Origin of the sequence: Kitasatospora sp. NPDC093550, from assembly GCF_044764985.1 — a bacterium.
Classification (GTDB): Bacteria; Actinomycetota; Actinomycetes; order Streptomycetales; family Streptomycetaceae; genus Kitasatospora.
The window spans coordinates 35,887-61,226 of the sequence record NZ_JBIWJF010000005.1; the positions used below are offsets into that span (position 1 = coordinate 35,887).

Annotated in this window: 20 protein-coding genes; 9 read left to right on the top strand and 11 right to left on the bottom strand. The window is 74.2% G+C overall.

Features of this window, described 5'->3' with window-relative positions; all coding sequences use genetic code 11:
• Positions 1–25: 25 nt before the first annotated feature.
• Positions 26–688: a DedA family protein gene (locus ACIRD3_RS09285; protein ID WP_402213544.1), complete on the bottom strand. Its 663-nt coding sequence runs from the start codon at positions 686–688 to the stop codon at positions 26–28.
• A 526-nt stretch (positions 689–1,214) separates the two neighbouring features.
• Here ACIRD3_RS09285 and ACIRD3_RS09290 point away from each other — a divergent pair.
• The 6 genes from ACIRD3_RS09290 (at position 1,215) to ACIRD3_RS09315 (ending at position 9,778) form a co-directional block, all read left to right on the top strand.
• A complete protein-coding gene (locus ACIRD3_RS09290) occupies positions 1,215–1,877 on the top strand; it encodes a hypothetical protein (RefSeq protein ID WP_402213546.1) in 663 nt (220 codons plus the stop codon).
• Positions 1,878–1,926: 49 nt separating this feature from the next.
• Positions 1,927–4,089 carry a bifunctional polysaccharide deacetylase/glycosyltransferase family 2 protein gene (locus ACIRD3_RS09295; protein WP_402213548.1) on the top strand — a complete coding sequence of 721 codons (2,163 nt, stop codon included), beginning with the start codon at positions 1,927–1,929 and terminating at the stop codon, positions 4,087–4,089.
• A gap of 251 nt (positions 4,090–4,340) precedes the next feature.
• Positions 4,341–5,234: a S1 family peptidase gene (locus ACIRD3_RS09300; protein ID WP_402213550.1), complete on the top strand. Its 894-nt coding sequence runs from the start codon at positions 4,341–4,343 to the stop codon at positions 5,232–5,234.
• A gap of 174 nt (positions 5,235–5,408) precedes the next feature.
• Positions 5,409–6,533 (top strand): methyltransferase domain-containing protein, encoded by a 1,125-nt coding sequence (locus tag ACIRD3_RS09305; protein WP_402213552.1) that lies wholly within the window; start codon positions 5,409–5,411, stop codon positions 6,531–6,533.
• Positions 6,530–8,086 (top strand): amidase, encoded by a 1,557-nt coding sequence (locus ACIRD3_RS09310; RefSeq protein WP_402213553.1) that lies wholly within the window; start codon positions 6,530–6,532, stop codon positions 8,084–8,086. The genes ACIRD3_RS09305 and ACIRD3_RS09310 overlap by 4 nt, the downstream gene beginning before the upstream one ends.
• Before the next feature lie 234 nt (positions 8,087–8,320).
• The gene (locus ACIRD3_RS09315) at positions 8,321–9,778 is read left to right on the top strand and encodes a hypothetical protein (RefSeq protein WP_402213555.1); all 1,458 of its coding nucleotides are present in this window, start codon (positions 8,321–8,323) and stop codon (positions 9,776–9,778) included.
• Positions 9,779–9,875: 97 nt separating this feature from the next.
• Here the strand turns inward: ACIRD3_RS09315 and ACIRD3_RS09320 are convergent, their stop codons facing one another.
• From ACIRD3_RS09320 to ACIRD3_RS09340, 5 genes are all read right to left on the bottom strand, one after another.
• Entirely contained in the window at positions 9,876–10,358 is a 483-nt protein-coding gene (locus ACIRD3_RS09320; RefSeq protein ID WP_402213557.1) for a hypothetical protein, read from the bottom strand.
• Positions 10,359–10,677: 319 nt separating this feature from the next.
• Positions 10,678–11,517, bottom strand: a complete 840-nt coding sequence (locus ACIRD3_RS09325; RefSeq protein ID WP_402213559.1) for a class I SAM-dependent methyltransferase — start codon at positions 11,515–11,517, stop codon at positions 10,678–10,680.
• A gap of 191 nt (positions 11,518–11,708) precedes the next feature.
• Complete coding sequence (locus ACIRD3_RS09330; protein WP_402214026.1) at positions 11,709–12,503, bottom strand: spermidine synthase; 795 nt, start codon at positions 12,501–12,503, stop codon at positions 11,709–11,711.
• Between the two features lie 188 nt (positions 12,504–12,691).
• Positions 12,692–13,663, bottom strand: a complete 972-nt coding sequence (locus ACIRD3_RS09335) for an alpha/beta hydrolase (RefSeq protein WP_402213561.1) — start codon at positions 13,661–13,663, stop codon at positions 12,692–12,694.
• A 105-nt stretch (positions 13,664–13,768) separates the two neighbouring features.
• A complete protein-coding gene (locus ACIRD3_RS09340; protein WP_402213562.1) occupies positions 13,769–16,621 on the bottom strand; it encodes a tetratricopeptide repeat protein in 2,853 nt (950 codons plus the stop codon).
• Positions 16,622–16,729: 108 nt separating this feature from the next.
• On the opposite strand from ACIRD3_RS09340, the gene ACIRD3_RS09345 reads away from it, so the two are divergent.
• Positions 16,730–18,133, top strand: coding sequence for a selenium-binding protein SBP56-related protein (locus ACIRD3_RS09345; protein WP_402213564.1), 1,404 nt, complete (start codon positions 16,730–16,732; stop codon positions 18,131–18,133).
• An 84-nt stretch (positions 18,134–18,217) separates the two neighbouring features.
• On the opposite strand, the gene ACIRD3_RS09350 is transcribed toward ACIRD3_RS09345, so the two are convergent.
• Together ACIRD3_RS09350 and ACIRD3_RS09355 are read right to left on the bottom strand one after the other, a co-directional pair.
• The gene (locus ACIRD3_RS09350; protein WP_402213566.1) at positions 18,218–19,495 is read right to left on the bottom strand and encodes a globin domain-containing protein; all 1,278 of its coding nucleotides are present in this window, start codon (positions 19,493–19,495) and stop codon (positions 18,218–18,220) included.
• Between the two features lie 155 nt (positions 19,496–19,650).
• Positions 19,651–20,562, bottom strand: a complete 912-nt coding sequence (locus tag ACIRD3_RS09355; RefSeq protein ID WP_402213568.1) for a helix-turn-helix domain-containing protein — start codon at positions 20,560–20,562, stop codon at positions 19,651–19,653.
• Positions 20,563–20,764: 202 nt separating this feature from the next.
• On the opposite strand from ACIRD3_RS09355, the gene ACIRD3_RS09360 reads away from it, so the two are divergent.
• Positions 20,765–21,877: an NAD(P)-dependent alcohol dehydrogenase gene (locus ACIRD3_RS09360; protein WP_402213570.1), complete on the top strand. Its 1,113-nt coding sequence runs from the start codon at positions 20,765–20,767 to the stop codon at positions 21,875–21,877.
• A gap of 141 nt (positions 21,878–22,018) precedes the next feature.
• Here ACIRD3_RS09360 and ACIRD3_RS09365 read toward each other — a convergent pair whose 3' ends face one another.
• The 3 genes from ACIRD3_RS09365 to ACIRD3_RS09375 form a co-directional block, all read right to left on the bottom strand.
• Positions 22,019–22,381 carry a DUF6114 domain-containing protein gene (locus tag ACIRD3_RS09365; RefSeq protein WP_402214027.1) on the bottom strand — a complete coding sequence of 121 codons (363 nt, stop codon included), beginning with the start codon at positions 22,379–22,381 and terminating at the stop codon, positions 22,019–22,021.
• A 251-nt stretch (positions 22,382–22,632) separates the two neighbouring features.
• Positions 22,633–23,286, bottom strand: a complete 654-nt coding sequence (locus ACIRD3_RS09370) for a DUF6230 family protein (RefSeq protein WP_402213571.1) — start codon at positions 23,284–23,286, stop codon at positions 22,633–22,635.
• Between the two features lie 139 nt (positions 23,287–23,425).
• Positions 23,426–24,178 carry a TetR/AcrR family transcriptional regulator gene (locus ACIRD3_RS09375; RefSeq protein WP_402213573.1) on the bottom strand — a complete coding sequence of 251 codons (753 nt, stop codon included), beginning with the start codon at positions 24,176–24,178 and terminating at the stop codon, positions 23,426–23,428.
• A gap of 441 nt (positions 24,179–24,619) precedes the next feature.
• Between ACIRD3_RS09375 and ACIRD3_RS09380 the strand changes: the two genes are divergently transcribed.
• A complete protein-coding gene (locus tag ACIRD3_RS09380; RefSeq protein WP_402213575.1) occupies positions 24,620–25,288 on the top strand; it encodes a Tat pathway signal sequence domain protein in 669 nt (222 codons plus the stop codon).
• Positions 25,289–25,340 lie beyond the last annotated feature (52 nt).

A 25,340-nucleotide genomic window follows, 5' to 3' on the forward strand; every position in this document is an offset into this window, starting at 1 on the left:
GGTCACGGTCCGTCGCCGGTTGCCGTCACTCCGAGACGGCCGCCTTGGCCGCGGCGGCCGCGGCCGCCTCCTCCGCCTCGATCCTGGCGTGCGTCTTCGCGGCCCGGCGCTTCATGATCCAGGCCGACAGGCCGCCGATCACGATCGCCGCGGCCAGGCCCGCCCAGGAGAACCGCGCCAGCCACGGTTCGATGCTCTTCCCCACCTTGTAGACCAGCAGCGTCGTACCGCCGGCCCAGACCACGCCGCCCAGCACGTTGGCGATCAGGAACTTCCAGTACGGCATCTTCAGCGCGCCCGCCAGCGGACCGGCGAAGATGCGCAGCAGCGCGATGAAGCGGCCGAAGAAGACCGCCCACATGCCCCACTTCTGGAACGAGCGCTCCGCGGTGGCCAGGTGCGAGGGCCCGAAGTGCTTGGGGAACTTGCGTCCCAGCTTCTCGAAGAGCGGCTTGCCCCCCTTGCGGCCGATCGAGTAGCCGATCGAGTCGCCGATGATCGCGCCGGCGATCGCGACACCCGCCACGCCCCAGGGGCTCACCACGCCCTTGACCGACATCAGGGCCGCCGTGACCAGGGCGATCTCGCCGGGCAACGGAATGCCGAGCGACTCGATCCCGATGATCAGACCGACCACGGCGTACACCGCGGTCGGTGGAATGCCCTCGATCCAGGCGTCGATGTGCAAGGCCAGTACCTCCGTGGCAGGTCGGGGCCGGCCGCGCTCCCCGTGGAGCCGCACGCCCGTCCCGGCGGTTGTCCGATGGCGGCACGACGCCGCTCCCCCTCAAGGCAGCGTAACGTGCCGGGCGGCCTGTCCCCCCGGCCTTCACCCGTCGGTACGACGTGCGGCCGCACACCATGGTTCCAGGCCGACCGGCATTTCTTCAAGATTCGGCAAAGTGCCCCTGACCTCGGCCGGAACCGGCGGTACGGCCCGATCCGGGAGGTCCGGGGGTCAGGTGTGACGGCACGCCGCGAGTCGGCGCTGTACAGGTACGACCGCGGCACCGCGCCGCCCACCGGTGCCGGTGGGTCGGCGGTCCGGGTCGCCCCCTGAACCGACAACGCTTGGACCCGACACCGTGCCCGTCACGTCGTACGGCCCGTGGCCGACCGCCGGAGAGCAGTCCCACCCTCCGCTGGTACCGAGGTACTTCCCCGGTGCCCCCGTCGTCGGAGCGGACGGGCCGCCGACCGAGCCCCTCGCCCCCGTGGACGATCCCGCCGGCCACCTCCCGTGGCCCGAGGACGCGCTGGAGCCGTCCACCGCCGCCCTTCCCGGCGCCGTCGCCCTCCCCGGCGCCGTCGCCCTCCCCGCCATCACCGACGCCCTGGAGCAGCCGGCCGCCACCCCCGCCGAGGACCAGCCGGCCGCGCCGGTGCCCCCGCCCGTCTTCGTCGACGGCTCCGGCCGCCGTCAGCGCCGGATCCGTCGGCTCGGTGCGGTGCTGGCCGTACCGGCGGGCGGCTACCTCGCGTTGCTGGGCAGCACCCTGCTCGGCGGCCCCACCGTGGACGCGCCGTTCCTCCCGCTGCCCCAGCCACCCGCACCGAGCGCGCCCGCACCGGCGGCCACGGTTCCCGACGCGCCGTCCGACGCACCGGAAGCGGCGGCCCGGCCCGGTGCGCCGTCCACGGCCGTGCCCACCCGCCCGGCCGGCACCCCACCGGTGGGCGTCCACCGCCCCTCGGCGACCGACCGGCCCACCGAACCCGCCGACCTGCCGACCTCCCCGGCGGCCCCCGCTCCGCCGACCCCCGTCACCACCGCCTCGGCACCGCCGAAGACCCCGCCCACCGCCACGCCCACACCCGGGCACGGCCGCCCGACCACCCCGCCCGGGAACTCGGGCAACAAGCCCGTCAAGCCCTGACGCCCCGCCACGCCCCGCGGCACACTCCCCGCCCCACGAAAGCAGCGCCATGAGCACAACCCGTCGACGACGAGCCCCCGTCCCCGCGCGCGTCCGCCGAGGCCGGCGCGGAGTCGTCCGGCAGGGCCCGCTGCGCACCCACTGGTGGCTGCTCACGGCCCTGCTCCTCACGCTCTCCGGCGCCCTGCTGCTCCAGGGGTACACCCAGCACAGCTTCGACGACCGCCCCGACCAGTCGGCCGCGCACACGGGCGCCACCACCGTGCCGGCGTCGATCCGCGACGGCGGTCCGGTCATCGACGCCGCCGGACCCCAGCCGCGCAGCGCCGTCCCGAAGCCCGGGACCGTCGCCCTCACCTTCGACGACGGCCCCGATCCGACCTGGACCCCGCGGATCCTCGACGTACTGCGCCAGGAGGGGGTGCACGCCACCTTCTTCGTCGTCGGCGCCCAGGCGGCCGCCCACCCGGACCTGATCCGCCGGATCGTCGCCGAGGGGCACCAGATCGGCGTGCACACCTTCACCCACACCGACCTCGGCCCGGCGCCGGGCTGGCGCCGCTCGCTGGAGCTGCGCGAGACCCAGCTCGCCCTGGCCGGCTCGGCCGGGGTGACCAGTTCCCTGCTGCGACCGCCGTACTCCTCCGAACCGGACGCCCTGGACGACCGCGAGTGGGACGCCGTGCGGCAGGCCGGGCAGGCCGGGTACCTGACCGTGCTCACCACCCGGGACAGCGAGGACTGGCGCCGCCCGGGGACCGCGCAGATCGTGAAGACCCTCGACGACGCCCCGGGCGGCCCGGGCCGGATCGTGCTCCTGCACGACGCCGGCGGCGACCGCTCGCAGACCGTGGCCGCGCTCGCCGACCTGCTGCCCCGGCTGAAGGCCCGCGGCCTGCACTTCGCCACCGTCAGCGACTCGGTCGGCCTCGCCGACCCCGTGCACCCGGCCGGGACCGCGGACCGGCTCCAGGGGACCGCGTTCCTCTGGCTCCTCCGCGGCGGCGACTGGACGCTCACCGCCCTCGGCTGGCTGCTGTGGGCGGCGGGCGCGATCAGCCTGCTGCGCGCCGTCGCCGTCCTCGTGGCCGCCCGCCGGCACAAGCGACTGCGCCGCCGCCCCTGGGGGCCGCCGGTCACCCAGCCGGTCAGCGTGATCGTGCCCGCGTACAACGAGTCCGCCGGGATCGAGGCCGCGCTGCGCTCCCTGCTCGCCTCCGACCACCCGGTGGAACTGATCGTGGTCGACGACGGCTCCACCGACGGCACCGCCGAGCTCGTCGAGTCGCTGGCCCTGCCGTACACCCGGGTGATCCGGCAGGAGAACGCGGGGAAGCCGGCCGCCCTCAACACCGGCATCGCGGCCGCCCGCGCGGAGCTGCTGGTGATGGTCGACGGTGACACCGTGTTCGAGCCGGACGCCGTCCGCCGGCTCGTCCAGCCCTTCGCCGATCCCTCGGTCGGCGCGGTCTCCGGCAACGCCAAGGTGATCAACCGCGGTGGTCTGCTGGGCCGTTGGCAGCACATCGAGTACGTGGTCGGATTCAACCTGGACCGCCGGCTGTTCGACCTCGCCGAGTGCATGCCCACCGTGCCGGGCGCCGTCGGTGCCTTCCGCCGCTCCGCACTGCTGGCCGTCGGCGGTGTGGGCGAGGAGACCCTCGCCGAGGACACCGACCTCACCATGGCGTTCTGCCGGGCCGGTTGGCGAGTGGTCTACGAGGAGCGGGCCAAGGCCTGGACCGAGGCCCCCGCCTCGCTGGGCGCCCTGTGGCGACAGCGCTACCGCTGGTGCTACGGCACCCTGCAGGCCATGTGGAAGCACCGCGGCGCCCTGGTCCAGGGCGGCCAGGCCGGCAAGCTGGGCCGGCGCGGGCTGCTCTACCTGCTGATGTTCCAGGTCCTGCTGCCCCTGCTCGCGCCGGTGGTCGACGTGTTCGCGCTGTACGGACTGGTGTTCCTCGACCCGGTGCGGATCACCGGACTGTGGGCGGCCTTCCTGCTCGTCCAGATGCTGATGGGCGCCTACGCGTTCCGGCTGGACGGGGAACGGCTCGGACCGCTGTGGAGCCTGCCGCTGCAGCAGTTCGTCTACCGGCAGCTGATGTACCTGGTGGTGATCCAGTCGGTCTTCACCGCGCTCGCGGGATCCCGGCTGCGCTGGCAGCGGATGCAGCGCTACGGCTCCCTCCGGGTCCCCGCGGGCGGCTGAGCCGGCCCGGGGCGGGCGGCGACGGGCGGCGGCGGGCGGCGGCGGCGCACGGGGTTGTCGAGATGGTGTGCAGGGCGTGTCCGGGGCCTTGTGCCGTTCCTCGGGCCTCCCCATACTTCCCGTCAGCGCCTGTCAGGAGCAGATCACCCGCCGAGGCACCCCCATGGGCACCGACGGGTGCCTGCGCACTCCCTGACCGCGCCTCACGGCCCCCACACCCTCGGGGGCCTCTCACTCCCAGGAGGAGACCAGTGAGGACCACGCGCACCACCCCCCACACCGGCACCGCGAGGACCACCCGCCTGCTCGCCGCCGTCGTCGGCCTGCTGTCCGCCACCGCGGTCGCCGCACCGAGTGCGACCGCCGCACCGTCCACCGCGCCCGCACCGTCCACCGGCGCGGCCCGGCTCGCGGCGGTGAGCGACGCCGTGCAGCGGACCGACGTCAACGGCATCGCCTGGTACACCGACCAGGCGAGCGGCCGCGTCGTCGTCACGGCGGACAGCACCGTCTCCCCCACCGCGATCGCCAGGATCGAGCAGGCCGCCGGCCCCGGCGCCGCCCTGCGGATCCAGCGCTCCCCCGGCGTCTTCCGCCCGCTGCTCGCCGCCGGCAGTGCCGTCTACGGCGGCCAGTACCGGTGTTCGCTCGGCTTCAACGTGGTGAGCGGCAGCACCTACTACTTCCTCACCGCAGGGCACTGCGGGAACGTCGCGAACACCTGGTACACCAACTCCGGCCACACCACCCTGATCGGAGCGACCGTCGGCTCCAGCTTCCCGGGGAACGACTACGCGCTGGTCCGCTACGACAACGGCGCCCTGAGCCACACCGGCGGATTCTCCTCCGCCCCGAACGCGTTCGTCGGCGAGGCGGTCAAGCGCACCGGGTCGACCAGCGGCACCCACGGAGGGAAGGTCACCGGGCTCAACGCCACCGTCCGCTACTCCGACGGGGGCACCGTCCGCGGCATGATCCAGACCAACGTCTGCGCCGAACCCGGCGACTCCGGCGGCCCGCTGTACGACGGCACCAAGGCCCTCGGCATCACCTCAGGCGGCAGCGGCGACTGCACCGCCGGCGGCACGACCTTCTTCCAGCCGGTCAACGAGGCGCTCGCCGCGTACGGCGTCAGCGTCTACTGACCCGCTCCGACCGCCCTGCCGGTTCCCCCACCGCGTGCGGCGGCCGGGGGAACCGGCGACGGCGCGCGTGGTGATCGCTTCGGGTGCCATGCCGTCGTCTTCGCCGCCTCACGGGGTGTGAGTCGGGTTCTCACGCCTCTTGGTCACCGGTACGTCCCGAGAGAGGTGATCGAGATGGCAACCCCGAACGACACGGTGGCCCTGAACGACGCGGTGACCCCGGACGACACCGCGGCCCTGGACGGCGAGCGGCTCGAAGCGGCGATGGGCCACGTCTTCGGCGAGCTGGGCGTCGGCTGCACCGCACCGCTGATCGTGCTCGGCGACCGACTGGGCCTGTTCCGGGCGCTGGCCGGTGCGGGGCCGCTCACGTCCGCCGAGCTGGCCGCCCGGACCGGGCTGGTCGAGCGGTACGTGCGGGAGTGGCTGCGCGGCGTGGCGGTGGCCGGCTACCTGGAGCACGACCCGGCCGCGGACCGCTTCACCCTCACCGGCGAGTACGCCGCCGTCCTCGCCGACGACGAGGCCCCGACCTCGCTGATCGGCGTCTTCCCCGGGTTCCAGGCGCTGTGGGCGGACCTCGACCGGGTCGAGGGGTTCTTCCGGACCGGCGGCGGGATGGGCTGGGGCGAGCACCACCCGGCTCTCGGCCGGGCGCAGGAGCGCTTCACCCGCCCCGCCTACGTGCACGGCCTGATCGCCGAGTGGATCCCCGCCGTCGAGGGCATCGTGCCGAAGCTCGAAGCCGGCGCCGCCGTCGCGGACCTCGGCTGCGGCCACGGCCTGTCCTCGATCCTGATCGCCGAGCGCTGGCCGCGCAGCACCGTGACCGGCTTCGACCCCGACGACGCCTCGATCGCCCACGCCCGTGCGGCCGCCGCGGAGGCCGGGCTGGACGGGCGGGCCGTGTTCGAGGTCGCCGACGCGGCCGGCTTCCCCGGTGACGGCTACGACCTCATCACCTTCACCGACTCGCTGCACGACATGGGCGACCCGGTCGCCGCCGCCGCGCACGCCCGCTCCGCCCTCGCCGAGGACGGCGTCGTCCTGGTCGTCGAACCGCTCGCCGCCGACCGCTTCGCCGACGACTTCGCCAACCCCTACGCCCGGATCGGCTACGCGATCTCCACCCTGGTCTGCACGCCGTCCTCGCTCGCCCAGACCGGTGCCGCCGCGCTCGGCGCGATGGCCGGCGAGGCCAAGCTGCGCGAGGTCCTCGCCGCGGGCGGACTCACCCGGGTACGGCGCATCGCGCAGGAGAGCGCGCCCGTCAACATCGTCCTGGAGGCCCGGCCGTGACCACCACGCTCACCCCCGGGGACGTCGACCGGCTCGCCGCCCTCGACGCCACCGGGCAGGCCGCACTCGTCCGCAGCGGGGAGGTCGGCGCGCAGGAGCTGGTCACCGCCGCGATCACCCGCACCGAACGCCTCGACCCGCGGCTCAACGCCGTCGTCACCCCCGCCTTCGAGCGGGCCCTGGACCAGGTCCGCGCCGGGCTGCCGGACGGCCCGTTCACCGGCGTTCCGTACCTGGTCAAGGACCTCGCCACCGAGCAGGAGGGCGTCCGCTTCACCGAGGGCTCGGCCTTCCTGCGGCACCACGTCTCGCGCCACGACCAGGAACTCGTCCGGCGGCTGCGCGCCGCCGGGCTGGTCCTCCTCGGCAAGACGAACACCCCGGAGTTCGGCATGGCCCCGACCTGCGAACCGCTCCTGCACGGCCCCACCCGCAACCCCTGGGACCCGACCCGCACCACCGGCGGCTCCTCGGGCGGCTCGGCCGCGGCCGTCGCCGCCCGCCTCGTCCCGGCCGCGCACGCCAATGACGCCGGCGGCTCCATCCGCTTCCCCGCCTCCTGCTGCGGACTGTTCGGCCTCAAGCCCACCCGGGCCAGGGTGCCGCTCGGTCCCGCGTACGGCGACGCCTTCGGCGGCTGGGCCGTCGAGCACGCCGTCACCCGGACCGTCCGGGACTCCGCCGCGCTGCTCGACGCCGTCGCGGGACCGGCCGCCGGCGACCCGTACCCGGCCCCGCCCGCCGCCGGGCCGTTCGCCGCCGAGGTGGACCGGGACCCGGGACGGCTGCGGATCGCCTACAGCCCGCGCCCGGCGGGACCGCACCCCGTCCACCCCGACTGCGTCGCCGCGCTGCGGGACGCGGTGACGCTGTGCGAGGCGCTGGGGCACGACCTGGAGGAGCGCGACCTGCCGACGATCACCGAACCGGTCGGCGCCGCGATCGGCACCGTCTACGGCGCGGCGATGGCCTGGATCCTCGCCTACTGGGTCCGGGAACTCGGCCGCGAACCACGGCCGGAGGAGCTGGAGCCGTACACCCGCGCCTACGCGGAGCACGGCCGTCGGGTCGGCGGCGGCGACTACCTCCTCGCCGTCACCACCCTGCAGGAGTACGCCCGGGCCGTCGCCCGCTTCTTCGAGCGCTACGACCTCTGGCTGACCCCCACCCTCGCCCAACCACCGCTCCCCCTCGGGGAGATGACCTCCACCGAGGACGACCCCTGGCGGACGGCCCGGCACAGCGCCCCCTTCGTCGCCTTCCCGGCCGTCGTCGCCAACCTCACCGGCGCACCCGCGATGTCCGTCCCGCTGTACTGGTCGGGCACAGCGCCGGACCCAGGGTCGGACACGGCAGCGGCCACGCGGACGGCCACAGCGGCGGACACGGCGGCGGACACGGCGTCGGGCGCCGGCCTGCCGATCGGGGTCCACTTCCTCGGCCGGGTCGGCGGCGAGGCCACCCTGCTGCGGCTCGCCGGGCAGCTGGAACGCGCCCGCCCCTGGTCCCACCGGGTGCCGGCCCTCGCCGGCCCGCTCCCGCCCGTGATGTGAGACGGCGTTGCGAGACGGAGCGTCAGCACAGCACGATGGTGCCCATGGATCGCCACGCCCACCTGAGCCGTCGACTCGACGTCGACCTGGCCCGTGCGTGCTCCGCGATCTGTCACCGCGCCCGGTAAGTGCGGTGGCCCGCCCGGCTGTTGCCGGGTTTCCGACTCCCTCCCGCGTCGCGGGGCCGGGCGGTGCGCACCGCTGTCCGCCTCCCTCCGACCACGGGACACCTCCATGCGCCTCAAGCCGCTCCTGCGCGCGGCCGCCCTCTCGGCAGCCGCCCTGCTGGCCCTCGCCGCCCCCGCCCAGACCTCGGCCGCGTCCGGGGCCGCGCCCTCGTACGGTCCGCTGCCGCCGCACAATCCGTACGCGGGCCCGGACGGCACGGCCACCATGCACGGCGACACCGGCTCCTCCGACGCCACGTCGCTGCCCGGCCCCGGCCCCGGCGAGCTCACCTCGCACCGCACCGCGCTGGCATCCGCCTGCCCCACCGTCCTGGCCGGCTCGGACGGCTACCTCGTCACGCTCTGCACCACGATCTTCGGCCAGGTCCCGACGGTCCACCTGCTCGATCCCGAGTCGGGCGACTCGCTCGCCGAACTCCCGCTCACCAAGGGGACGTTGCTCGGCGGCGTCTACGCCTACCTGGACCACCGCGACCGGCTGGTCGTCATCGACGGCACCCGCACCCTGCTACGGATCGCCCACCGGCGTACGGCCGCGGGCGACTGGCAACTGTCCGTCGACAGCTCGCTCCCGCTCGCCACGGCCATACCCGACGGCGACGGCTCGGTCGGCATCGCCCCGGACTGGCAGGGCCGGGTCTGGTTCGCCACCGCCGGCGGCGTGGTGGGCACGGCCGACGACCGGACCGGGACGGTCCGCACCCTCGCCCTCCCCGCGGGCGAGAAGACCGCCAACTCGATCTCCACCGCGCCCGGCGGCACCGCGGTGGCCACCACCCACGCCCTCTACCTCCTCACCGCCGACCCCGACGGCACCCCGCGCACCCTCTGGCGCCAGGCCTACGACCGGGGCCCGGGCCGCAAGCCCGGCCAGCTCAGCTGGGGCACCGGCTCGACCCCGGTGTTCTTCGGCCCGCGCACCGGCACCGACTACCTCGCCATCGTCGACAACGCCGCACCCACCGCCGACCTGCTGGTCTACCGGGCCGACAGCGGCGAGCGCGTCTGCTCCGTCCCCGTGCTCAAGGCCGGCGGCAGCGGCAGCGAGAACGCACCGATCGGCGCGGGCAACGCCGTGTTCATCGCCGGCACCTACGGCTACCCCTACCCGAAGCTGCCCGCGGACGCCGGGCCGAGCGTCCCGGCGTCCGGCGGCGGCTTCCGGGGCGGGCTCTCCCGGGTGGACGTCCGCCCCGACGGCTCGGGCTGCGACCTCGCGTGGGACGTCCGGGCACGCTCCTCGGCGGTGCCCTTCCTCTCCACCGCCGACGGGCTGATCCACACCGTGCTGCGCGAGCCGCTCATCCCCGGCACCGGCACCACCACGCTCCTCGACCCGTACGACTACGCCGAGATCGACCCGGAGACCGGGACGGTCGTCCGCGCCCACCGGCTGGGCATCGGGGCCCTCTACGACACCCTGCAGATGGCTGGCACCATCGCACCGGGCGGGGTGGTGTTCCAGGGAACGGTGACCGGCGTCGTCCGGGTCGCCGCCGGATAGGCCCTCACCGGGCCCGTCGTCCTGACGCCGACGGGGCGTCACGCCGCGCTGACCGGCCGGGCCCGTCGGGCCTGCCGGTCCCGTCCTGCCGGGCCGGTCAGTCCTGCATGCGCAGGTAGTCGTCCGAGGAGACCTCGCTGATGCTCTCCGTGACGACGGGCCTCAGCAGGACGGCGGTCGCTCCGGCGAGCGCTCCCACGGGGGCCAGGAGGGAACGGTCGACTCCCGCCAGTTGACCGGTGCAGAGGTAGGCAGCGGAGATGGCGCTGGTCAGGACCTCCCTGGGGTCGACCGAGAAGAACCCGGAGCCTTCCTGGGTCGGAACGACCGAGGCGAGGGCGACGGCCAGCGGGCTCGCGTCGGGCCGTCCCGTGATCTTGGCGGCCACATCCGCCGCGCCGCCGTCCCCCAGGAAGACGAGCCGGGCGAATTCTCCGAGTTCGTCGACTTCTTGCTCGCTGAGCGGGGCCATGGCCCCGAGCCGGAGCAGGTGGTAGCGAATCCTGTGGAGGCGCGCGTCCTCCGTGAAGAAATCCCTGGCCTCGCCTACGGCCTGCTCGGCATCCCTGAAATCAGCCATCGCTTCGCACTCGCATGTCGAGCTGCGGAGATCGGAGATCGGAGATCGGAAGTCCGCAGCATGTCTCACGTACATCTGCAGGATCCCGGACGCGATCGGGTCCCAGAGGATTCGAACCCGTGGGGGATCGCCCTGATGGTGGCGTCTGACACCACAGTAGTCCCGGGTCTCGCTGCCCCGCCACTGGCCTGACGCCCCCGGGAGAACCCCTGAGAATCACTGGGAGTCCCTGGATCCCGGCTCTGATGACGGTCCGTGATGACGTTCCGTGATCACGGACTTTGATGACGGTCCGTGACGAGTGCGGCTGCGACGACGGCTACGCCTGCTGCGGCCGGTCGGCGAAGTCCAGGACGGTGACGGAGGGGTGGCGGGCGGCCAGGGGCGGGGTGGCCAGGGCGAGGGGCAGCAGGGAGCCGAGGAGCCCGCGCCCACCGGTCGGCGTGACCTCCCGGACCGCCGTCACCGCCGGACTCGCGGTGCGGAGCTTGTCCCGCTCGCCCGCGTCCATCGCCCACGGCATCGGCGGCACCTGGTAGCCGTGGGCACGCATCTTCCCGCTCACCGTGAGACGGCTGAACCACCGCGGCACGGCGTCCAGCACCAGCGAGCCGCCCGGGAAGCGCTCCGCACAGCCCGCGATCAGGGACTTCACCCGGTCCGGCGGCAGGTACATCAACAGCCCCTGCGCGCTGACCAGCACCGCGCGGTCGCGGTCCACCTCCTCGGCCCAGCCGAGTTCGGTGGCGTCGGCGGCCAGGTAGCGCTGGCGCGGGCCCGGCGGCAGCAGCTTCCCGCGCAGCGCCACCATGTCCGGCAGGTCCACGCTCAGCCAGTGGGCCCGCCCGTTGTCGACCCGCCAGTACTGGGTCTCCAGGCCCTCGCCCAGGCAAACCACGGTGCCGCGCGGCTCCCGGGCGAGGAAGTCCGCCACCTCGCGGTCGAAGCAGGCCACGCGCAGGGCCTGGAGCTGGGCCTGGAGGCCGTTGGTGCCGAAGCGCTGGGCGAACGGGAAGTCGATCCGCTCCACCAGCTCGACGGCCTTGGGGTCGTGGAGCACGGTGTCCGGCCGCCGGGCCTCCAGCGCCCGGTGCCACAGCGTCCACAGCGCCGTCTCCGGCACCGCCTCAAGCTCGGGCCGCTCCGCGCCGCCAGTCATCGCTCGCTCCTTCGACGTGCCGCGCGCCGGTACGGCGCTCGTCAGGGACCCGCCGATTCTCACACCCGGGCCGCACCGGCCGATCCGCCGACGCGCCGTTCGGGTCCACCGACGCGCCGTGGGGACGGCCCGCACCGGAGGTCGGCCGGGCCGACGTCCGGTGCGGTGAACCCGCCGGCCCTCCCGCCCGCTCAGCCGACGCTGAAGGCGCCGTCCGGCGGGGGCGGGGAGTCGGTCGCATCGGCGTCCGCGACCGGAGCGGTCCGGCCCACCAGGGCCGCCAGGTCCTCCCCCGCCACCAGCCGGGCCGGGAAGATGTCGCCCGCGAACAGCCGCGCCAACTCCGCCTCCGGCAGCGGCGCGGTGGACCCGGCCAGCAGCACGTTGCCGTACCTCCGGCCGCGCAGCACCGACGCCTCCGCCACCAGGCAGACGTACGGGAACACCGCCCGCACCGTCGCCGCCTGCGCCCGGGCGAAGGCCAGCGGCGGGCCGTCCGCCAGGTTGGCCGCGTAGCAGCCGCCCTCGCGCAGCGCGGCCGCCGCGAGCCGCAGGAACTCCACCGAGGTGAGGTGCGCCGGGGTACGGGACCCGCGGAACACGTCCGCGATCACCAGGTCCTGCGAGCCCGCCGGGACCTCGGCCAGCGCCGCCCGGGCGTCGCCGACCGTCGCGGAGACGTCCGTGCCGGGGCCGCGCCAGGGCAGGTGCTCCTCGACCAGCGCCAGCAGCGGCCCGTCCACCTCCACCACCCGTTGCCGCGAACCGGGCCGGGTGGCGGCCAGGTAGCGCGGCAGGGTCAGCGCGCCGCCGCCCAGGTGCAGCACGGCCAGCGGCTGCCCGGCGGGGGCGAGCGCGTCGGCGAGGTGGCCGAGGCGCCGGGTGTACTCGAACTCCAGGTGGGTCGGATCGGCGAGGTCGACGTACGACTGCGGGGTGCCGTCCAGGGTGAGCAGCCAGCCGCCGTCCCGGTCGATGTCGGGCATCAGCTTGGCGAAGCCGAGGTCGGTCTGCCGCCCGACCGGGACGGGGTCGTCGTGCTCGTCGTGCTCGTCGTGCTCGTCCTGCTCGTCGTGCTGGTCGTACTCGTCCTGCTCGTCGTACGCGTCGTGCTCGTCCTGCTCGTCGTACGCGTCCTGCTCGTCGTACGCGTCCGCGCGGTCCTGCTCGGAGGTCACGCGGGCTCTCCGGCCGGCTCCACGTCCAGGTGGGCGGTCAGCCAGCGGTCCAGCTCGGCGAACACCTGGGTCCGGGCCGCCTCACCGGACAGCACCAGGTCGTGCATGCCGCCCTCGATCCGCACGATCGTGACGTGCCGGCCCAGCTTCGGCCCCTGCGCGGCGATGTCGTCGGCGCGCAGCACGGCGTCGGCGTGGTGCAGGGCGTTGTGCCACTTGGTGGTGGCGATGGACCTGGTGGAGGCCATCAGCAGCACCGGCACGTCGATGCCCAGGCCGTGCCGCAGCCGCCGGTGCCCCTGGTGGATCGCCGACAGCCAGCCCGCGAACAGCGGGAAGCTCTCGGCGGGCTTCAGCGTGAGGTCGAAGTCCCACTCGCCCTTGTGGTCCTTGTGCAGGCTGTGCGTGTAGTGCGGGTTCAGCGTGGAGGGCAGCACGCGCGTCGGCGCCAGCCGCCCGATCGCCGTCACGGCCGGCCCGCCGACGGTCCGCACGGCCGGCGAGGTCGGCATCGACAGGAACGGCGAGTTGAGGAACAGCCCGTCCACCAGCCCCCGCCCCGCCCGGCGCCCGGCCCACAGCGCGGCCACCAGACCCCCGGTGGAGTGCCCGTTCACCAGCAGCTGCCGGTGCCCGTCCACCTCCCGGATGATGCGCACGGCCTCGTCGATCTCCTCGTCGTACTCGACGAGGCTCCGGACGAAGTTCGGCGACTGGTGCGGGCGCAGCGAGCGGCCGTACTTGCGCAGGTCGAGCGCGTAGAAGGAGAACCCCAGCGCGCTGTAGTGGTCGGCCAGGTTGGTCTGGAAGAAGTAGTCGTTGTACCCGTGGATGTAGAGCACCGCCCGCTCCGCCCCGGGCACCGGCCGGCGCACCAGGGTCGCGCACACCGGGCCCTCGGCATCCGGCCGGAGCTCCAGCTCCGTCGCCTCGTAGGGGGCACCCAGGATGTCTTCCCGAAACTCCATCGCCGCCGCACCGATCCTTCGCTCCGCCTGCCGGTAGTGGCAGGTGACCACCCGTTCCGGCCCACGACGATACCGGCCGGTAGGGTCGGGCCGCTCGGTGGCCGGTCACTCCACCGGGACGCCCGGCCGGGACCACGGCCCCGGCCCTGGCCCTGGCCCCGGCACTGACTCCGGCCCCGGCCCCGGCCCTGACTCCATCTCCGGCTCCACCTCCGGTTCCATCTCCGGCTCCGGCTCCAGCTCGGCGAGGATCGCCCGCTCCCGCCCGTACGCCTCCTCCGCCCCCGCCTCGGCGCCCGCGGCGCGCAGGGCGTCACCGAGGACGCTCCAGGCCGCCGCCTCCCCGTCGCGGCCGCCCGTCCGCCGGAAGACGGCGACGGCCCGACGGGCCGCCCCGGCCGCCTCGTCGGGCCGGCCCACCTCGGTGAGGAGGTGCCCCAGGTACGTCTGGACCAGGGCCACGCCCTCGTCGTTGCCGGACTCGCCGTGGAGGTCCGTGGCGCGGTGGAGGGCCTCGATCCCCTGCTCCTCCTGTCCCAGGCCGGCGTGGGCGGCCGCCGTCCGGTAGAGGATCATCGCCGCGCGATCCACGGCGTCCGGATCGCCGTCGATCGCGAGAGCCGTCCGGTAGACACCGAGCGCCTCCTCGAAGCGGCCCGCGGCACCCAGGCAGTTGCCGAGGTTGGTCAGGACGATCGCCTCGGACACCCGGTCCCCGGCCTCCCGGCAGGCCGTCAGTGCCTCCCGGTGGGCGGCTTCGGCCTCGTCGTGGCGCCCCAGCTCCTGCAACAGGTTCGCGAGCCGGGTCCCGGACTCGGCCCGGCCGCGGGGATCGCCGAGCTCCCGGTGGATCGTCAGTTCCCGACGGTGCGACGCCAGTGCCTCCTCCGACCGTCCGAGTGCGGTCAGTGCCGAACCGAGGGCCCAGCGGGTCAGGGCCTCGTCGTGCGGATCGTCGAGCTCCCGGAAGACGGCGCAGGCCGTCCCGGCGGCCTCGACCGCCTCCTCGTACCTCCGGGCGCCGACGAGGGCCGTGCCGAGACCGCCGAGAGCCTTCGCCTCGCTGTGCCGGTCACCGACGTCCCGGAAGGCGTCGAGGGCCCTCCGGTGGGCGTCGATCGACTCCTCGAAGCTGCCCAGTTGGTCCAGGACCGTGCCGGCGCTCGCCCAGGCGGTCGCCTCACCGTGGCGGTCGCCGAGCTCCGCGAAGATCTCCTGGCCGGCCCGCAGCAGCTCGACTGCTTCGTCGAGCCTCCTGACCTCGGTCAGCAGACCGCCGAGGTTGATCAGCGCCCGCGCCTGCGCCGACGGGCCGCCCAGTCGCCTGACGATGTCGAGTGCCCGGCGCTGGGCCTCGATCGCGGCGTCGAAGTCCCGAGTCCCCCGCAGGGCGTTGCCCAGGTTCATGAGGGCGTCCGCCTCCGCGAGCGGGTCGCCGAGGTCCTGGTGGATCGCGGCGACCAGGCGGTGTGCCTCGGCCGCCTCCACGAACCGCCGCGCGCGTTCGAGTGACACCCCGTGACTGCCGAGCGCCCGGGCGTGCACCTCGGTGTCCCCGAGCAGGACGGCGGCCGCCAGGGCGGCACTGGTGACGGTCAGCGCGTCGTCGGTCCGGAACCCGCGGACCAGCTGGGGTGCCACCACTGAGGACAGGTGCACCGCCAGTTCGGGGAGTCCCGCGTCGGCCGCGCCCTGGACGACGGCGATCAGGTTGAGGCGCTCGCGCTCCAGCCACAGCAGCGCCTCGGTCCGGTCCCCGAAGCCGTCCTCGTCGGTACGGAACGGCAGGTCCCGCACCCGCGCGTCGGCGAGGCGCGCCATGCGCGTGTAGTGGTCGAGCAGGCGGCCGAGGGCCGCCCCCACGCCGTCCGGGTGCTGCTCGAGCATGTCCGCCGCGTAGTCGCGGACCAGGTCGTAGAGGTACCACCGGCCGCCCTCCGCGCTCTGTTCGATGAGGGCGGTGCCGGCCAGCCGGGCGAGCAGGGAGCGGGCCTCGCGGGGCTTGCGGCCGAGGAGTTCGGCGGCCGCCTCGGTGGCGAGGTCGGGCCCGGGGTTGAGGGCCAGCAGGCGGAAGAGCTCGGCCAGGTCGGGCGTGAGGCGGCGGTAGGAGCGGTCCAGGGTGAGCCGCATGCCGGTCTCGCCGTCGTGCAGGAGGTCGAGGCGGTCCGCGCCGTCGGCCAGGTCGTCGGCGAGTTCCTCCGGCCGCAGGTGCGGGTCGAGGACGAGCTGGGCGGCGGCCAGGCGCAGCGCCAGGGGGAGGCTGCCGCAGAGTTCGGCGATCCGGCGGGCCTGGTCCGGATCGGCGGCGACGCGGTCGTCATCCGGCCGGGCGGCCCGGACGGACGTGTCGAGGAGGGCCACCGCCTCGTCGGGCGCGAGGACGCCGAGGCGGTGGATGCGGGCCTCGAGGCTGGGGAGGGTCTCGCGGGTGGTGACCAGCAGGCGGTGGCGGCCGGAGGGGGGCCGGAGGAGGCGCACCTGTTCGGCGGCGGAGGCGTTGTCCGCGATGACGAGGACGCCGCGTCCGTGCCGCTCCAGCTGGTCGCGGTAGAGGGCGGCCCTGGTCTCCGGGTCCGGGGGGATGTGTTCGGCCGGGACGCCGAGGGCGCGCAGCAGCGTGTCGAGTGCCTGGCCGGCTTCGACCGGGGTCTCGTCGTAGCCGCGCAGGTCGACGAGGAGGGCGAGGGCGCAGTGGCCCGCGGCCAGCAGCGCGTGTCCGGCCGCGACGGCCAGGGTGGTCTTGCCGATGCCGCCGAGGCCGGTGACCGCCACCACCGGCGGGCCCTCCGGGGCGAGCAGGGTGGCGAGGTCCGTCAGGTCCTGCCGCCGGCCGGTGAACACGGACGACAGCGGCGGCAGCCCGCCGATCGTCGGCGGTGTGGCGCTCACCGTGACGTGGGCCGTGTCGGCCTGGACGACCGGGCCGTGGAAGGTTCCCCCGCGAATGCTGTTCTGCACCGGCACACAGTACTCTCCGCGCCTCCCTGCCCCTCCTCGTGCGCCTGCTGTGCGCCGGTGGTCCTGTGGAACGCTTCCCGCACGGACCAGGCGAGTTGGGGAGTTTGCATGCAGCACGGGCACACCGATCCGTCGCTCTACCGGTCGGCCTCCGAGGCCATCGCCGCGCCGCCCGAGAAGCTCGCGTACGTCGCCGGGTTCGACCGGGCGGGCGAGCGGCCGGACGCCTTGCTCACGGTGGACACGGATCCCGCGTCGGAGACCTACGGCCAGGTGCTGAACTTCGCCGAACTCCCCACCCTCGGCGACGAGTTGCACCACTTCGGGTGGAACGCCTGCTCCAGCGCGCTGGCGCACGCCTGCCACGAGAACCCGGAGCGGCGCTTCCTGCTGCTGCCCGGGCTGCGCTCCTCCCGGCTGCACGTGATGGACACCCGGCCGGATCCGGTGCGCCCGCGGCTGGTGAAGACCGTCGAGGCGAAGGAGCTGGCGGCCGAGGCGGGCTACTCGCGCCCGCACACCCTGCACTGCGGCCCCGACGGGGTCTTCCTGTCCTGCCTGGGCGCCGGCGAGGGCGCCGACGGGCCGGGCGGGGTGGCGATCCTGGACCACACCACCTTCGAGGTGCTGCGCGCCTGGGAGACCGAGCGCGGGCCGCAGCACTTCGCGTACGACGTCTGGTGGCACCTGGGCACCAACGTGGGCGTCACCAGCGAGTGGGGCACCCCGTGGATGGTCGAGGACGGGGTCGTCCCGGAGCTGCTGCTGGGCCGCAAGTACGGGCACGCGCTGCACTTCTGGGAGCTGGACTCCGGGCGGCACCTGCAGCGGATCGACCTCGGCGACCAGTACCAGATGGTGCTGGAGCTGCGCCCGGCGCACGATCCGCAGGCGGAGTGGGGCTTCGCCGGGGTGGTGGCGAACGTCGAGGACCTCTCCTCCTCGATCTGGCTCTGGCACCGGGACGGCGCGGCCTTCACCGCGCGGAAGGTGATCGACATCCCGGCCGAGCCGGCCAAGGCGGAGGACCTGCCGCCCGCGCTGCAGCCGTTCGGCGCGGTGCCGCCGCTGGTCACCGACATCAACCTCTCGGTGGACGACCGCTGGCTGTACGTGTCGGCCTGGGGCACCGGCGAGTTGTTCCAGTTCGACGTCTCGGACCCGTTCCACCCCCGACTGGCCTCCTCCGTCCGGCTCGGCGGGGTCGTCGCCCGCACCCCGCACCCGGCCGAGCCGGGGCGGCCGCTGAGCGGGGCGCCGCAGATGGTGGAGATCAGCCGGGACGGCCGGCGGCTGTACGTCACCAACTCCCTCTACGGCTCCTGGGACGACCAGATCTACCCGGCGGGCATCGAGCCCTGGATCGTCAAGCTGGACGCCGACCCGGAGGCGGGCGGACTGAGCGTCGACGAGCGCTTCTTCCCGCACGGCGCGGACTTCCGGGGTCTGCGCGTCCACCAGACCCACCTCGCGGGCGGCGACGCCTCCTCGGACTCGTACTGCTTCCGCTGACCGGCGGGAGGCTGACGGCCGGCGGGCGTCGGTCGGCAGCCGACGGCCAGTGCGGCAGCCGACGGCCAGTGCGGCAGCCGATGGCTAGTGCGGCAGCGCCTGGTCGTGGCGCAGTCTGGCCGGGGGCAGCCCGGTCGCCACGAGTCGGCCCCGGACGGAGGCGACCATGCCCGCCGGCCCGCTGACGCAGGCCAGGTGCTCGCGCCAGTCACCCGCCGACGCGACGGCGTCGGCGAGGCGGCCGGAGGTCACCGGGGTGATACTCAACCATGGTTTGTGCAGGCCGAGTTCGGCGAGCGCCTGCCAGTCGTAGAGGTCGGCTCGGTCCCGGGCGCCGATGAACAGGTGGACCCGGCGGCCGGGCGGCCGGTGGGCGGCCTGCTGCTCGACGATCGCCTTCATCGGGGCGAGGCCGGTGCCTCCCGCGACCAGCAGCAGGTCGCGGGCGTCACCCTCGGGCAGCAGGCTGCCGCGCGGTGGGCCGAGGCGCAGCCGGTCGCCGACGTCGGTGTGGTCGACCAGCGCGGCGCTGACCCCGCCGGGGCCGGTCCGCCGGACGTGGAACTCCACGGCGTTGTCGGCGCGCGGGGCGCAGCCCATCGAGTACTGCCGCCAGGTGTGCGGCAGCGCGGGGTGCTCGACGGTGCCGTACTGTCCGGCGCGGTACGGGTACGGTTCGCCGGTGCGCACCCGCAGCACCGCGAGGTCGGGGCGGCGGCGCTCATGGCCGGTCACCACGGCGTGCCAGTACGGGGGTTCGGTGAGCGCGGAGTCGGCCCCGGCGACCATGGCGCCGACGGCGAAGCGCAGCATCCGCACCCAGGCGGCTTCCAGTTCCCCGGTCCAGTCCCGGCCGGCCCGGTGCCGGAGGGCCGCGCACAGGGCCTCCTCGAAGGCCTCGTAGTGGACCGGCCGCACGCCCAGTTTCCGGTGGTCACGCCCGAGTTGACGGAGCGTCCGCGCCAGCTCGGCGGGTTGGTGGAGGTGGTCGACGAGGTGCCGGAAGATCCGTTCCAGGTGGGCCTGCTGGAACTCCATCGAGGCGGGGAAGAGCGGGCGCAGGTACGGGCGTCGCCGGAACATGACGGCGTAGAGGTGGTCGATCAGCTCGGCGAGCGGGGCGACCAGGTCGAGGTCCCGCCGGATCAGCTGCTGGTCGGCGGCGCCGTCGTCGCCACCGTAGCGGGCGTGGTCGCCGTGGCCGCCGGGGTCGCCGTACCCGGGGTCGCCGCCCGAGGAGGCCGGCGGGGCCAGGAGGGTGCGACGCAGGCGCATCGCGTGGTGGCGGGCGATCAGCCGGTCGTACTCGGCGGTGGCGGGGGCGGTGCCCTCGGCGGGGTGGGTGCTGCTGCTGTGGTCCATGTCCCGTCCAGTCAACTGCCCGGCCGCCGAAGGCGAGAAGGGCCGATCGCCCCGGGCGGACCCGGGACCATCGACCCCTTGCCGAGTGCCGTGCGGACCAGTCGCCGTGCGGACCGAGTGCCGTGCCGACCGGGCGCCGTGCGGACCGGGCGCCGCTACCGGGCCTGCTCGGCCTCCTCGGCCCCGGACGTCCGCTCGGTGCCCCGCCCGACGGAGCCCGCCTGGCGCTCGGTGGCCGCCCAACTCGCCAGCAGGCGCAGTGACTCGGCCGAGGGCGAGCCCGGCTCGGCGTGGTAGGTGACCAGCACCTGGTCGGTGTCCCCGGCCGGGCGCAGGGTCTCGTACTGCAGACTGAGGTCGCCGACCACCGCATGGTGCAGGTGCTTGGTGCCGTGACCCTTGTCCTGGATGTTGTGGGTGGCCCACAGTCGGCGGAAGTCCTCGCTCTTGACGGAGAGTTCGCCGATCAGCGAGGCCAACCGGGGGTCGTCCGGGTCGCGTCCGGCGTCCAGCCGCAGCATGCCGACCAGGTCGTTGGCCTTGCCCTCCCAGTCCTGGTAGAGCTCCCGCGCGGCCGGGTCCAGGAAGACCTGCCAGGCCATGTTGCGCTGCTCGGGCGGCATCGCGTCGAAGTCGCCGAGCAGGGCGGTGCCGAACCGGTTCCAGGCGATGATGTCGAGGCGCCGCCCGAGCACGTACGCGGGCACGCCTTCCATGGCGTCCAGCAGCTGCTGCAGTTCGGGCCGCACCCGCTGCACCCGTGCGGCGGCCCGGCCGGAGCGGCGGCGGGCGGGCTTGGTGAGCCGGCCGAGGTGCTCGCGCTCGGCGGCGCTGAGCCGCAGCACCCGGGCGATGGCGTCCAGCACGGCGGCGGAGACGTTCTCGCCGTGGCCCTGTTCGAGCCGGGTGTAGTAGGCGGTGCTCACTCCGGCGAGCTGGGCCAGCTCCTCGCGGCGCAGCCCGGGCACCCGACGCCGGGTGGTGGTGTCCCGTAGGCCCACGTCCTCGGGCCGCAGCCGGGCGCGGCGGGATCGGAGGAACTCGCTGAGTTCGGTGCGCTGGTCCATGTCTGCAGTATGCGGGCGATCGGGAGCCCGGCGGCGGCCGAGGGTGATACTGCCGTGCGTACCTTCCCCGGTGGTACGCACGGAAGTGGTACGCCAGGCGGTGGTACGCCCGGTGCGCGTACGTCCGGCGCGCCTACGCAGGGGGTTCGTACGAAGACCCTTGGTCTGGCTGGCCCGATCGGCCCGCCGCAGCCTTGAGGACATGACGAACGACACGCACCACAGCACGGCAACGACGACCACCACCGAGAGCACCACCGCGAGCACCACCCGCACCGTCGCCGCCTACGCGGCGGAGCGGCCCGACGCCCCGCTGGCGAAGACCACCGTCGTCCGCCGGGCCGTGGGCGAGCACGACATCCTGATCGACATCCGCTACTCCGGCATCTGCCACTCGGACCTCCACCAGGTCGGCGAGGACTGGGGCACCGGGATCTTCCCGATGGTCCCGGGCCACGAGATCGCCGGCGTGGTCAGCGAGGTCGGCCCCGGCGTGACCCGCTGGAAGGTCGGCGACCGGGTCGGCGTCGGCTGCTTCGTCGACTCCTGCCGCACGTGCGACAACTGCCGCGCCGGCCTGCAGCAGTACTGCACCGGCGAGGGCGGCGCCGTCTTCACCTACAACAGCACGGGCAGGGACGGCCTGCCGACGTACGGCGGCTACTCGGCGGAGCTGGTGGTGGACGAGGCGTACGCGCTGAGCATCCCCGACAACCTGCCGCTGGACGCCGCCGCGCCGCTGCTGTGCGCGGGCATCACCCTGTACTCGCCGCTCGCGCACTGGGGCGCCGGACCGGGCAGGAAGGTGGCGATCGTGGGCCTCGGCGGCCTCGGCCACATGGGCGTGAAGTTCGCCCACGCGATGGGCGCGGAGGTCACCGTGCTCAGCCAGTCGCTGCGCAAGCGCGAGGACGGGCTGAAGCTCGGCGCCGACCACTTCCGGGCCACCGCCGACCCGGCGACCTTCACCGAGCTGGCGGGCGGCTTCGACCTGATCGTCAACACCGTCTCCGCCGACCTGGACCTGAGCGCCTACCTGGGCCTGCTGCGCACCGACGGCACCCTGGTGCAGGTCGGAGCGCCGGAGAAGCCCGTCTCCGTCAACGCCCATGCCCTGATCAGCGGACGCCGCTCGGTGGCCGGCTCGATGATCGGCGGACTGCCGGCCACCCAGGAGATGCTGGACTTCTGCGGCGAGCACGGCATCACCGCCGAGATCGAGCTCATCCGGGCCGACCGGATCAACGAGGCCTACCAGCGCGTCCTGGACGGCGACGTCCGCTTCCGCTTCGTGATCGACGCCTCGACCATCTGATCCGCGGCGGCTCGACCCGCAGGCCCCGGCTGCCATCGCTGCCCCCGCTGCCCCTGGGCAACCGCGGCAACCGCGGCAACCCGCAGACAGGCGCCCCGCGTCCCGGTGCTCTCCCATCACCAGGGCGCGGGGCGCCCGCGTTCAGGCCGAGGCGGTCTTGGCCGCCCGGCGTTCCTCGCGGCGGTCCAGCCGGCGCTGCCTGCCGCGGCGCAGCGGCTGGTCGGGCAGCCAGCCGAAGGTGAGGCAGGAGCCCACCACGCCGAGCGTCATCCCGATCAGGAAGCCGCCCAGGTTGGAGGTGACCCAGGTGGCCAGCGAGGCCAGCACGGCGAGGATGGAGTAGAACAGCCGCTGCGCCGGGTTGAACAGGATCAGCAGGCCGCACAGGACCATCACCGCCGGCACCAGGTATCCGGCCAGCCCCTGCATCCCGATGTGCAGGACGACGGGCAGCGGGGCCCGCAGGGTGAACAGGATCTCGGCGCCGCCGAGCAGCACCAGCAGCCCGCCCCAGAACGGTCGCCTGCCCCGCCAGTCGCGCTTGACCGGGCCGGTGGCGGGTCCGGTGGTGGCGCCTGCTCCGGCGGTGGCGGAGGCCGAGGCGGAGGCGGAAGCAGCCGGTTCGGCGACGGCCGGGGCCGCGGTGCCGGGCGCGGCGGCCGTCCCCTCGGCCGCCACCCCCTCGACCCCTGCCTCGACCCGTGCCTCGGCGCCCGGGCCGGTCCCGGCCGGCTCCGGTACGGACTCCGTCACGGTCAGCAGCCCTGGGAGCTGAAGCTCAGCCGCAGGTTCGGCAGTTTGAACCCGACGGCGGTGCTCGCGTAGTTGTGCTGCTTGAGGTGGTTGATCTGGACGGTGTCGGCCTGCTGGCCGAAGACGCCCGGGTTGCCCTTGCCGACCGGGCCGGCCTTGGTGAAGGTGCTGGCGTCGCCGCCGATCTCGATGTTGGTGAACTCCGCGTCGCCGGACAGCAGGTCGGAGTCGGTGGTGAGGTTGCTGGCGGAGACGGGGGTGCCGCCGTCACCCGCGTGGATCACCAGGTTGATGCCGCCGAGGTCGACGCTCTGGCACAGGTTGGTGATCTGCGCGGTCTTGATCGCCGACACCGCGACCAGCACCTGGCCGCCGGTGGAGCCCGCGTTGGGGCTGTCCGGGATCATCGAGTCCAGCGCGCCGAACTGCGCGAAGCCCTGGCCGTCGAGCTTGTCGGCGGTGATGGTGAACGGCATTCCGGAGATGGAGAACTGGGCGGCGAGCACGCCCTGTGCGGTGAGCGCCATCAGGACGCCCCCGGCCGCGATGGCGGGAACGGCCATCAGGGCGGTGCGCTTCAGCCGTACCCGGCCTCTTCTCGGCCCGACCGGCTGCGGGGTCTCGGCCGCGGCGGCGGCGTCCTCGGACATGGCCATGTGTGCTCCCTGGGGGTGGATGGGGTGTGCAGGCACTGGCACGTTGCCCTGGCGCGGACAGCGTTCCGCGGCCCGACCGGGCCGTCCGCCCCTCGGCAGCGGGGCGGATCCGATCGGTACGCGGTGGGTAACTGGGAAGCTACTGCCCGGTATTGGCCGGGTCAATACGGGTGCACGAAGGATCTTCACCAGTCCCGACCCCGAGCCGCTCGGCCGCCTCCACCGGGCCGAGGAAGGGCGCCAGGCAGAACATGCTCAACACCGGCAGGAGATCCGGCAGTTGATCCGTTCGCCCGGAGGCGATCCGGCGGTAGAGCGTGCTGTAGACGCCGCCCACCACGGCGTCCACCATCTCCTCCACACCCACACCGCCCGGCAGTTGGGGGACTTCGGCGAAGAACGCCCGGAACCTGGTGAGGAGTTGGTCGCGCTCGCGCCGCCCTTCCGGGCCGACCGCCTCGATCTCGATCACCGCCATGGTGGCGAACGCCGGTGTTCCGGAGAGCAGTTGGAGCATCGCGCCGAGCGAGCGCCGGATCCCGTGGCACCAGTCGGACTCGGCCGCGAAGGCCGCCGCCATCCGGCGGAGCACCACGCCGGTGCCGTACCGGTGGGCGGCCAGGAAGGCGTCCTCCTTGCCGCTGAACAGCTCGTAGAAGACCGGCCTGGTCACACCCGCCGCGCGGCAGATGTCGCTCACCGTGGCGTGCTGGTAGCCGCGTTCGGCGACGGTCTGGACCAGCCCGTCCAGCAGCCGTTCGCGCTGGGTCGCGGCGACCACGCCGGCGGGCTGCCGGCGTGGGCCGGGCTTGATCGACCGGGCCGGGTCACGGCCGGTCCGCGCGCCCGGCAGCAGGACCACGTCGGCACTTCGGAGGTAGTCCCGATCCATCACCAACTCCTGTGTCCTGTATTGACATTGACGTAACACCGGGTTTACAACACTGACAGGTTTCCAACCGGTGGGCGAGCAGGCCCCACCGGTCGACCTCCAGGGGCTCCCACGGTCCGACGAACCTCCCGGACCACGGGACCACGGCGGGCGTAGGCCCGCGGCGGTGGCAGCCGCCGACGTACACCCCCACAGCACCGAACGTCCGCGCCGGGCCGGCGCCGTGCCGCCGGACCAGTGCCGCTGTGTCGCTTCGAAGGTCCTTCGGAGCTCCTTCGAAGTCCGCCGTACCGCACGAGCGGGCCCGTGGCGCCGGGCCCGTCCGCACCGCGGCCCCGCCGGAGCCCCCGGTACGCCATGCACCTCCCCCGTCGTGCACACCACCACACCCGCACGCCGGGACTCCCCCCACCCGTCCCCGGGACGGAGAGAGGTACCCCCATGCGCATCCGCCGCACCCTCGCCACCGCCGCCCTCAGCGCACTCGCGCTCACCGGCGCGGCCGTGGCACCCGCCGAGGCCGCCAGCGCCGTTCTCACCACCGGCAGCCCGTCCGGCCCGGCCGTCGCCGTCGGCGACGTGCTGACCGCCAACCTGGCCCCCGGCAGCTTCGCGACCTTCTACAACAGCGCCACCGGGACGAGCGGCATCAAGTGCGCCGCCTCCTCCTTCTCGGCGACCGTGACCGCCAACCCGGCCGCCCCGGGCAGCGCCGTCGAACAGCTCAACACCCAGACCTTCGGCTCCTGCACCTCCAACGTCCTCGGCGTCACGGGCGTCAAGAGCATCACCGTCACCAACCTGCCGTACACCAACACGGTCAGCGACGCCCCCGGCAACCCGGTCAAGCTCACCCCCGGCGCGGCCGGCCCGATGGGTACCACCGTGGTGCTCAGCACCATCCTGGGCAGCATCAGCTGCAACTACCAGAACGCCACCGGGATCAACGGCACCACCTCGAACACCGGCAACACCATCGGCTTCTCGGCGCAGCCGTTCAGCCTGGTGTCCGGCCCGGGCCTGTGCTTCTCCACCGGCTACTTCAGCGCCACCTACGGCCCGGTCACCGACACCTCCGTGTCCGGCAGCCCGGTCCTGTTCGTCAACTGACCCGTCGGTGCCCGGCCGGGCACCGACGCACCACAGCGGCGTACGGCCCCGG